The organism is Sphingopyxis sp. (assembly GCF_035565275.1).
GTDB lineage: Bacteria > Pseudomonadota > Alphaproteobacteria > Sphingomonadales > Sphingomonadaceae > Sphingopyxis.
This window is the reverse complement of record NZ_DATMST010000063.1, coordinates 57,479-66,986: the sequence shown is the minus strand read 5'-3', so window position 1 is coordinate 66,986 and position 9,508 is coordinate 57,479. Positions and strand designations below refer to the sequence as shown.

At 65.2% G+C, this 9,508-nt stretch carries 9 protein-coding genes; 2 read left to right on the top strand and 7 right to left on the bottom strand.

The features are described 5' to 3' along the window. Positions 1–126: 126 nt before the first annotated feature. From prsR to VN047_RS04820, 7 genes are all read right to left on the bottom strand, one after another. Entirely contained in the window at positions 127–1,491 is a 1,365-nt protein-coding gene (gene prsR, locus VN047_RS04850; RefSeq protein ID WP_004211323.1) for a PEP-CTERM-box response regulator transcription factor, read from the bottom strand. Next, the gene (prsK, locus tag VN047_RS04845; protein ID WP_325540579.1) at positions 1,491–3,572 is read right to left on the bottom strand and encodes an XrtA/PEP-CTERM system histidine kinase PrsK; all 2,082 of its coding nucleotides are present in this window, start codon (positions 3,570–3,572) and stop codon (positions 1,491–1,493) included. The genes prsR and prsK overlap by 1 nt, the downstream gene beginning before the upstream one ends. Positions 3,573–3,582: 10 nt before the next feature. Then, positions 3,583–4,971 (bottom strand): TIGR03013 family XrtA/PEP-CTERM system glycosyltransferase, encoded by a 1,389-nt coding sequence (locus VN047_RS04840; RefSeq protein ID WP_004211321.1) that lies wholly within the window; start codon positions 4,969–4,971, stop codon positions 3,583–3,585. A 205-nt stretch (positions 4,972–5,176) separates the two neighbouring features. Then, positions 5,177–5,434, bottom strand: a complete 258-nt coding sequence (locus VN047_RS04835) for a hypothetical protein (RefSeq protein ID WP_325540576.1) — start codon at positions 5,432–5,434, stop codon at positions 5,177–5,179. Positions 5,435–5,516: 82 nt separating this feature from the next. Beyond that, positions 5,517–6,266, bottom strand: coding sequence for a sigma-70 family RNA polymerase sigma factor (locus VN047_RS04830; RefSeq protein WP_325540574.1), 750 nt, complete (start codon positions 6,264–6,266; stop codon positions 5,517–5,519). A gap of 82 nt (positions 6,267–6,348) precedes the next feature. After that, positions 6,349–6,480: a hypothetical protein gene (locus VN047_RS04825; RefSeq protein WP_004211316.1), complete on the bottom strand. Its 132-nt coding sequence runs from the start codon at positions 6,478–6,480 to the stop codon at positions 6,349–6,351. A 92-nt stretch (positions 6,481–6,572) separates the two neighbouring features. Further along, the gene (locus VN047_RS04820) at positions 6,573–7,367 is read right to left on the bottom strand and encodes a response regulator (RefSeq protein WP_004211315.1); all 795 of its coding nucleotides are present in this window, start codon (positions 7,365–7,367) and stop codon (positions 6,573–6,575) included. Between the two features lie 302 nt (positions 7,368–7,669). Between VN047_RS04820 and VN047_RS04815 the strand changes: the two genes are divergently transcribed. Together VN047_RS04815 and VN047_RS04810 are read left to right on the top strand one after the other, a co-directional pair. After that, positions 7,670–7,894 carry a NepR family anti-sigma factor gene (locus VN047_RS04815; RefSeq protein WP_257211685.1) on the top strand — a complete coding sequence of 75 codons (225 nt, stop codon included), beginning with the start codon at positions 7,670–7,672 and terminating at the stop codon, positions 7,892–7,894. Between the two features lie 59 nt (positions 7,895–7,953). Next, positions 7,954–9,507, top strand: coding sequence for a sensor histidine kinase (locus tag VN047_RS04810; RefSeq protein WP_325540569.1), 1,554 nt, complete (start codon positions 7,954–7,956; stop codon positions 9,505–9,507). Position 9,508 lies beyond the last annotated feature (1 nt).

Genomic DNA, 9,508 nt, shown 5'->3' with positions numbered 1-9,508 from the left:
GGCCAGCCCACGCGCGAGCGCCGCACTGCCGTCCGCCTCATGCACGCGCCATTGCCACAGGCCGGCCAGCGCCAGCAGCAGCAGGGCAAGGCCCGCCAGCAGGATCAGGCGTGAGCGCCGCATCGATCAGCCCTGCATCTTATATTGTTTGAGCAGGTCATAGAGGGTCGGCCGGCTGATCCCCAATATCTTGGCGGCACTGGAAATATTGCCGTCGGTGCGCGCGATCGCCCGGCGGATGGCGCGACGATCGGCCATTTCGCGGGCAGCCTTGAGATTGACGACCTCGCTGCCTTCGGCCCGATCGCCGTCGAGATCGAGATCGGCCGCCGTCACATGCTTGCCATCGGCCATGATGACCGCGCGCTTCACGCGATTTTCCAGTTCGCGCACATTGCCCGGCCAGCCCCAGGCGTCGAGTGCGGCGAGCGCATCGGGGGCGAAGCCCTTGACCTGCGGGTTCATGTCCTGCGCGAAGCGGGTGAGGAAATGGCGCGCGAGCAGCGCCGGATCGCCCGGCCGGTCGCGCAGCGCGGGGATGCGGATGACGATCTCGGCCAGGCGATAATAGAGATCCTCGCGGAAGCTGGCGGCGGCGATCATCGCGTCGAGATCCTGATGGGTGGCGCACACGATACGGGTGTCGACCGCGATCGGCTGGCGCCCGCCGATCCGTTCGATCACCCTTTCCTGCAGGAAGCGCAGCAGCTTTACCTGCAGGGGCAGCGGAATGTCGCCGACCTCGTCCAGGAACAGGGTGCCGCCCTGCGCCTGCTCGATCTTGCCGGGGGTGGTCTTGACCGCACCGGTGAAGGCGCCCTTTTCATGCCCGAACAGTTCTGATTCCAGCAGGGTTTCGGGGATGGCCGCGCAATTGATCGCGACGAAGGCACCGCCGCGACGCGGGCTGGCATCATGCAGCCCCTGCGCCAGCAATTCCTTGCCGGTGCCGCTGGCGCCCAGCAGCATGACCGAGACATCGGCGCTGGCGACCCGCTCGATCGTGCGGGCGACCCGCATCATCTCCGGCGCGCCGGTGATCATCCGGCCGAGCACCCTCCCGCCCTCCGGCGCGGCTTCGGCGAGGCGCGCATTTTCCTGTTCGAGCGCGTGGACATGGAAGGCGCGGCGCACGATCAGGCCCAGTTCGTCAATGTCGACCGGCTTCTGGTAGAAATCATAGGCACCGCCGGAAATGGCATTGAGCGCGCTTTCCCGTGCGCCATGGCCCGACGCCACGATCACCTTGGTATCGGGCTTGATGCGCAATATCTCCTCCAGCGTGGCAAAGCCCTCGCTGGTGCCGTCCGGGTCCGGCGGCAGGCCAAGGTCGAGCGTCACCACATCGGGCGCCTCCATCCGCAGCATCTCGATCGCTTCGAGCCGATCGCCGGCGATGAAGAGCTGATAATCCTCATAGGCCCAGCGCAATTGCCGCTGCAGGCCGGGATCATCCTCGACGATCAGCAATTTGGGGCGGGTGTCGCTCATCAGGCGGCCTTTCCTTGAACATCATCGCACGCCGGCGCGGGCGCCAGCGGCAGGCGCAGGGTGAAACGGCTCCCCACGCCGGGTTTGCTTTCCACGTCGATCCGCCCGCCCATCGCCTCGGCCAGGCTGCGCGCCTCGAAGGCGCCGAGGCCAAAGCCGCCGGCCTTGCTGGACGAAAAGGGCTTGAACAGATCGCGGCGGATGAATTCGGCGGTCATGCCGCAGCCCTGATCGACCACAGCCAATGTCACCTGGCCATGCGCACTGCCCAGATGCAGTTCGACCGGGCGATCGGCATCGCTGGCGTCGATCGCATTCTGCAGCAGATGGACCAATATCTGCTCGACCCGCGCCGGATCGGCGAGCGCGACCGGCACGTCACCGCTGACGGTGATGGCGCGCTGGCGGGCGCGGCTGCGCACAACCTGATCGACCAGCGGGCCCAGCGCCACCGGGCGCGGCTCTTCGGGCCGGCCCTTGTTATGCTGCGACAGGCGGGCGAGCATGTCGTTCATCTTGCCCACCGATTCCTTGAGCGTCAGCAGCATGTCGGCGCGGAAATCGGGATTGTCGGCGTGCCGCTCCGCATTGCGCGAGAGCAGGGACAATTGGCTGACCAGATTCTTGATGTCATGCGCGATGAAGGCGAATCGGCGGTTGAACTCGTCGAAGCGCTGGGCGTCGTCGAGCGCCTGCTGCCCCTGCGCCTCGCTGATATGGGTCGCCGCCTGGCGCCCGGCGGCGCGCAGCATGTCGAAATCCTCCCAGTCGAGGCGGCGGTCGATCGGCGGCGGCGCGAGCAGGATCGCGCCGATCAGCCGGCCATAATGGAGCAGCGGCACCAGCGCCCAGACATGGGCATCCTCGATCAGCCAAGGCGGCAGGTCGAAGGTGGCGTCGCCATCGCGGATGCGACCGACATCGACGATCCAGCCGCTCCCTTCCCAGCTTTCCAACTGATCGAGCGGCAGGGACAGGCCGGCAATCGGCTCCTGCGGCCAGTTCCATTGCGCCTCGAACGCGAGCCGGCCATCGTCGGTGCGCAGCAGCAGCAAGGCAGCGGGGGAATCGGTGATGTCGGCGACCGCCTTGGCCACCCGCTCGCCCAGCGGCGGGGCATTTTCGCCCGGCCGGCCGATGGTTTCGCCAAAGCGCATCCATTCGGTGCGATAGTCGTAGCGATGCTGGAAGAAATGCTTGGCGACCTGCACCTTCCACAGCGCGCGCATCTGTGGCGAGGGCAGCAGGACGAGCGCGGTCACCGCGACGAAGAAGACCGCGCCAATCTCCACCACCCGCGCATAGGGGCCGGCGATCATCTCGATCAGCACCGCCGCCGCGGTCAGCACCACGACATAGAGGCCGACGGCGACCAGCGAGAGCGACTGGAAGGCAATGGTGCGCGACAATTGCAGGCGGCCGGCCATTTCCTTGCGCATGCCGATGGCGATGACCGGCGCCAGCAGCGCCATCAGCGGCCCGCGCAGCGCGTATAGCTCGTTGACCCGGTCCATCGCGAAATAGCCGATGACATAGAGATTGAGGTCATAGGTCCACATCGCCGCCAGCGCGCCGAGCAACAGCGACACCCGCCCGCGATCGCGCGAAGGCCAGGCGGTATAGAGATGATGGACCAGCAGCAGGCAGCCGATCGCGGTCATCATCCGCAGCACCAGCGACACCGCCACCAGCATCTGGTGCAGATCGCTGCGGACCGGCAATTGCCGCCAGGTGAGATCGGTCGAGGTCTGGAGGAAGATGAGGCCGGCGACGGCGAGATAGACGAGGCCGACGGCGACCAGCGCGCCGCCGCGCGAGGCCGGGCCGCGCCGCAGCATGACGAACAGCAGCATCAGCCAGGCGGCGTTGCGGACGCTTTCCCCGATGCCCGACAGCGGCTTGTCGACGCCACCGAACGAGACATAGAGCGCCCAGCAGGAGGTCAGCAGCAGCGCGCTGGCGAGCATGCGCGGCTCGGCCGCGTCGTCCCGGCGCCGCAGGATGAAGATGCCAAGCGCGGCGAACAGGACCGCGGCCAGTGCGTGGCCCCAGTCGCCGATGAATTGCAGCAGCGCGCTCATGGCCTGCCGCTCAGCGCGCGCCGTCGGGCCAGAGGATCACCCGCACCGTCTGGATCAGGATCAGCAGGTCCAGGAAGGGCGTGTAATTCTTGGCATAATAAAGATCATATTCCAGCTTGTGGCGGGCATCCTCGATCGACGCGCCATAGGGATAGTTGATCTGCGCCCAGCCGGTGATGCCCGGCTTCACCATATGCCGTTCGGCATAATAGCGCAGATGCTGTTCCAGATCCTCGACGAACTGGCGCCGTTCCGGGCGCGGACCGACGAAACTCATCTCGCCCTTCAGCACGGTCCAGCTCTGCGGCAGTTCGTCGATGCGCAGCTTGCGCAGCCAATAGCCCAGGCGCGTGATCCGCGGATCATCCTTCTCCGCCCAGACTGCCTGGCCCTTGACCTCCGCATCCTGGCGCATGGTGCGCAGCTTCACGATCCAGAATTCCTGGCCATAGAGGCCAACGCGCTGCTGCCGGTAGAAAGCCGGGCCACGGCTGTCGAGCTTCACCAGCAAGGCGGCGAACAGGATGATCGGGCCGGTCAGCAGCAGCAGGATCGAACTGGCGATGATGTCGAAGATGCGCTTGGCGATGCTGGACAGGCGACGACCGGCGGAAAAACCGTCGGAAAAGATCAGCCAGCTGGGATTGACGCTGTCGAGATCGACGCGCCCGGTCTCGCGCTCCAGGAAGGTGGAGAGATCGTTGACATGGACGCCGGTGGTCTTGATCCGCAGCAGGTCGGACATGGGGATGGCGTTGCGCCGTTCCTCCAGCGCCAGCACGACCTCGCTGGCATTCAGACGCACCACATAATCGGACATGTTGTAGATGGCGGTGCGGTTGATCGCCTCCTCCACCACCTGGTCGCCATCATTCATGGCGATATAGCCGACCACCAAGAAACCGGCGCCGCGCTTCTGTTCCAGGTCGCGGATGCGGTTGGCGCGCCGGCCGGCACCCAGCACGACAAGGCGGCGCTTGAACGCCTCGCCGCCGAGCAGCGACCCCAGCAGCATGCGGGCCAGCAGCAGCAGCCCCATCGCCAGCCCCATCGCGTAGAGCGAATTGGAGCGCCACAGGGTGATGCCGGGCAACAGGAAATACATGACCGAGAGGAATATGACGCCCAGCGAGATGGCGACGAGCAGGCGCGCAAAGGCGAAGCGGATCGATTGCAGCGCTTCGGGGCTGTAGACGCCGACCGCGATCATGCCGGTCTGGATGGCGAAGGCAAAGCTCAGCAGCGGGCCGATGCGGGTCGCGATCGGCTCGACATCCATGCCGATCTGGTGCGCGCGCAGGATCCAGCCCGCTTCCGCCGCGCCGATCAGCAGCAGAAAATCGAGCAGGCCGAGCAGCAGCACCGCATGAGGGACATAATGTTTGAACAGCCTGATCATCGTATCGCGCTTCTTCCCGCAGCACCGCCCCTCCGGTCGGGAAGGGCCGCCAACTGGAGTCGGCCCAGCCTTACAACAAGCTGTAAGGAAATCCGACAGGGCTCAGACCCTGCCTGAAAATGGCAAAGAAAATCTGAAGATGGCGCCAATGACTGTAAATCAAGGCGACACCGGATCGCCTTGTCCCGCCCGATCGCAAGGAGGTTCAGTTGTTGTTGCGCAGCTTGTCCGCCGCATTGCGCGCGGCTTCACCCACGATCCGGGCACCATTGTCGACCGAATCCGCCGCCTGGGTAATGGCGTCCGCGCGCCGATCCTCCCGGCTTTCATTGGTGAGGTAGAAGAAGCCGATCGCCAGGATCAGGGCCAGCGCCACCAGCGCGAAGACGATGCCGCCGCTGCCTTGCGGACGATCCGAGCGTCGCCCGGTCCGATCCTGTCGATATTGCGGGTCGCTGCCCATGGCTTCCATCCTTCCCATGGCCTTTCGCCCGACAAGCCGGGCGGATCGTTCCCGATCACGCCGGGTCAATGGCATCCCGCCCTCAATCCTCGGCGGTCTTGCCCCCGATGTCGTCATCGCCGTCGTCTTCGGCGGCGCCATGGTCGACCAGATTGTCGGAAATGCGGCCACGGCTCAGGCGATCGACATCGTCCATGATCTCGTCCAGCACCGCTGTGTCGGTCGTTTCCTGCGTCCGGCGCGAGGGCAGCGCGCCCTCCTCCAAAATCTGTTCGAGCGCGGCGCGACCGCGGGCCACGCGGCTCTTGATCGTGCCGACCGCGACGCCGCAGATTTCCGCCGCTTCCTCATAGGCAAAGCCACCCGCGCCGACGAGGATCAATGCCTCACGCTGGGGCTGGGGCAATTGCAGCAGGGCGCGCTGCATGTCGCTGAGTTCGACATGCTTGTCCTGGCCCGCGGGCGCAGCGAGCAGCCGGTCGGCGGTGAGGTCGTCCCAGTCGCCACGGAAGCGCGAACGGCGCATCTGCGAGAGATAATGATTGCGCAGGATGATGAAGGTCCAGGCACGCATGTTGGTGCCGGCCTGGAAGCGGGCACGGGCGGCCCAGGCCTTGAGCAGGGTTTCCTGGACAAGATCGTCGGCGGTGTCGCGATTACCCGACAGGGATCGCCCGAAGGCGCGCAGATGCGGAATGACCGCGGCCAGTTCCCGCTTGAACTCGCCATCAGACAGTGCCTCGCGCGGCGCCTGGTTCAGCCCTTCATCCACGGCAGCAACCCCCGTTTCGACTGTCGCCCTCGCTGCATGAACCGAAGTCGTCAAAGCCATATATGCATCCGCACCCTAGTTCGATTACCGCCAAAGGCCAATTCCCAAGATACCCCTAGAAACGCCCATTTTTTCCACTGCCTTACCGCCAGAGAACCAGCAGCATCACGATCACGGCCAGCGCGAGCGAAATGCCCAGCACATAGCGAACGACGTGCGGCGTGGCGCCGCCCCGTGCGTCCTGCGTCGAGATATGCTGCTCCTCGTCGGCCATCGGCCCTCTCCGAATCGTTACGCATATTTAACGCGTTAAAGCCGGGAGGGTTCCGCCGACCGTCACAAAGGATCGGCCGGCGGGAAGACAGGTCAGGCCGGGGCGGTCGCTTCGTCGAAGAAAAGCGCCTGCGAGATCGCGGCCTTGACCGTCGAGCGCTGGAACGGCTTGGTGATGAGGAAGGTCGGCTCGGGCCGTTCGCCGGTCAGCAGCCGTTCGGGGAAGGCAGTGATGAAGATCACCGGCACCGAGAATTCGGCGAGAATGTCCTTCACCGCGTCGATGCCGCTCGAATCATCGGCCAACTGGATATCGGCCAGCACCAGGCCGGGCCGTTCCGCCAGCGCCTCGCGCACCGCATCCTCGCGGGTGACGGCAATGGCAGTCACGTCGTGGCCAAGATCGCGCACGATCGTCTCGATATCCATCGCGATGATCGGCTCATCCTCGATGATGAGAACCTTGGCACGGGTCTGCGCCTCGATCTCCTCCAGCGCTTCCTCGACCAGGGCTTCGACATCGGCGGTGTCGAGGCCGATCAGATAGCCGGCATCTTCCGTCGTGAAGCCTTCGAGCGCGGTCAGCAGCAACGCCTGGCGCGGCAGCGGGGTCAGCCGTGCCAATCGGGCATGAGCGATCGCCTCCTGCCCGATCGAGCCCGAGAAGCCGGGCTCGTCATCCAGATGCGAGGACGACCAGATCGCATGGAAGGTCTTGTAGAGGCCGAGGCGAGGATCGACACCGCTGGGAAACTCCTCCGGCGCGGCAACGATCGCTTCCAGCGTGGCGCGCACATAGGCATCGCCATGAGTCTGGCTGCCCGTCAGCGCGCGCGCATAGCGCCGCAAGAAAGGAAGATGGGGGTGCAGTTGCTGTCCAAGCGACATCGGTAAGTCTTCTCCCTGCCCTGTCGGGCCTGTTGTCCGAAACATCGGCTCCGCCGGAGGATGGGATGACGATGCCGCGCTGGCAAGCCCCTCTCCCCCTGCCGCCGAATGACCGACGGTGCAAAAAATGCTTCGAATGCCGGAACCATCGACACCAAGATTTGTTTCACTCTCGTTCGGTTTTTTCGACGGTAACGGCTTTTTGGTGAAATTTGCCCAGCTCGGTGAATTGACGCCGCTATGCGTTGCGGCGAAATAGCGGACAGGCTGGCGTCACGGATTTAGCTTCAAAGGGGCTGATTTTGGTTTCTTCAACAACGGAACGGGACAGGATGGGAGGGGATATTGACGTCGGCACGACCATCCGCGACCGCGACATGAAGACTGCGCCCGAACCACGCAAGCGCCGCACGGCCGCGAAAAAGGACGAGGCACAGGTGTCCCAGGTGCTCAAGTCCGTCTATCAGCGCACGGTCGACGAAGATATTCCCGCCGAAATGCTGGACCTGCTCAGCAAACTGGACTGATCAACGCTGGTCGGGGCGGCATTTCCCTGCCGCCCATACAAGGACCCTCTCGATCCCCCATGACCATGTTCGGCGTCTATCTCCGGTCCACCGGCGTCAAGATGTTCCTCATCCTGACGCTCGCGCTGCTGCCGCTGGGGCTGATCGCGCTGGTGGCGTCGCTGCAGGCGATCCGCACCGCCGACCTGGAGAAGGAAGCGCTGCTGCGCGTCGCCGTGACGCAGAGCGCGCGCAAGCTGACCGCCGATCTCAACGCCGATCGCACCGCGCTGGGCCTGACCGTCAACGCGCTGGCCGATGGCAAGGCGGACGGCGAAATCTGCAACCGCCTCTCCTTCTTCCTTACCGCGCAGGACCGCAGCGGCATCCGATTCTATATCTATGACCGATCCGGCAAGAAACTTTGCGGATCGGCCACGCCGGAGCCGGCCGGCATTCCGCCCACACGCCGCTTCATCGGTCCACGCGTCGAACTGCTGTCGTCCGGCGACTTCCTGCTGTCCCGCACCCACAGCCATGACAATCGCGTCGCGGCGCTGGCCTATTATTCGCGGCCGCATCTCGAAAGCGTCGCCGATCCGGCAACCGCACTGCAGAATAGGCAACTGAGCCTGCGCCAGGGCGAGCGGCAGATGATCGTCAGCCGCCCCGGCAGCCGGATCGACGGCCATAGCAGCAGCCTGTCCGCCCGGCTCGACCCGCCCGACATATTGCTGACCATGACGGTGCGCGAGCCGCCCGCGACGATCGCCCGGCTGCTGTCGCTGTTCCTGCCGCTGGTGATGTGGTTCGCGGCCGCCGCGATCGGCTGGTTCGTGGTCAATCGGCTGCTGATCCGCCCGCTGGTGCTGCTGCGGCGCCAGGTCGCCGCCTATCAGCCCGGCGAAGTGCTGGAGCCGTTGCGGCGCATCCGCACCCCCGCGCACGAGATCAGCGACCTGGGCGACACATTCCGCGAGATCAGCGAGGATGTCGCCACCCATGAGGCGGAAATGGCCGCCGCGCTCGACACCCAGCGCAAGCTGACGCGCGAGGTGCATCATCGGGTCAAGAACAACCTGCAGATCATCGCCAGCCTGATCAGCCTGCACGCACGATCGGCGCATGAGCCCGAAGCGGTGTCGGCCTATGGATCGATCCAGCGCCGGGTCGATGCCCTGTCGGTCGTCCATCGCAACCATTTTGCCGAGCTGGAAGAGAATCGCGGCGTCGGCGTGCGTCCGCTGATCAGCGAATTGTCCGCCAGCCTGCGCGGCACCGCCCCGCATGAGGCGCGCCGCTTCGGCATCCAGATCGACAGCGACGATGATCTGCACATCAGCCAGGATGTCGCCGTTCCGGTCGCCTTCCTGGTGACCGAACTGGTCGAACTGGCGATGCTGTCCGATCCGCGCGCGACGATGCGGATTTCGGTGCATCTGGAGGCCGATCGGAACGACCGCGCCCTGTTGCAGATGGCGTCGCCCGCGCTGCGCGCCGGGCCGGAAATGACTTTATTGCTGAACGAACGTTATGGCCGGGTGCTGACCGGCCTGTCGCGCCAGCTCCGCTCCCCGCTCGATCATGATGCCGAAGCGGGCTGCTACAGCATCGCGATCAGCGTCATTCCCTGAA

What these genes read in the sequence shown, in the direction of transcription:
- VN047_RS04830 (WP_325540574.1), bottom strand. Translation starts at nt 6,266, where the DNA reads ATGGCTTTGACGACTTCGGTTCATGCAGCGAGGGCGACAGTCGAAACG.
- VN047_RS04840 (WP_004211321.1), bottom strand. Translation starts at nt 4,971, where the DNA reads ATGATCAGGCTGTTCAAACATTATGTCCCTCATGCGGTGCTGCTGCTC.
- VN047_RS04810 (WP_325540569.1), top strand. Translation starts at nt 7,954, where the DNA reads ATGACCATGTTCGGCGTCTATCTCCGGTCCACCGGCGTCAAGATGTTC.
- VN047_RS04820 (WP_004211315.1), bottom strand. Translation starts at nt 7,367, where the DNA reads ATGTCGCTTGGACAGCAACTGCACCCCCATCTTCCTTTCTTGCGGCGC.
- prsK (WP_325540579.1), bottom strand. Translation starts at nt 3,572, where the DNA reads ATGAGCGCGCTGCTGCAATTCATCGGCGACTGGGGCCACGCACTGGCC.
- VN047_RS04825 (WP_004211316.1), bottom strand. Translation starts at nt 6,480, where the DNA reads ATGGCCGACGAGGAGCAGCATATCTCGACGCAGGACGCACGGGGCGGC.
- prsR (WP_004211323.1), bottom strand. Translation starts at nt 1,491, where the DNA reads ATGAGCGACACCCGCCCCAAATTGCTGATCGTCGAGGATGATCCCGGC.
- VN047_RS04835 (WP_325540576.1), bottom strand. Translation starts at nt 5,434, where the DNA reads ATGGGCAGCGACCCGCAATATCGACAGGATCGGACCGGGCGACGCTCG.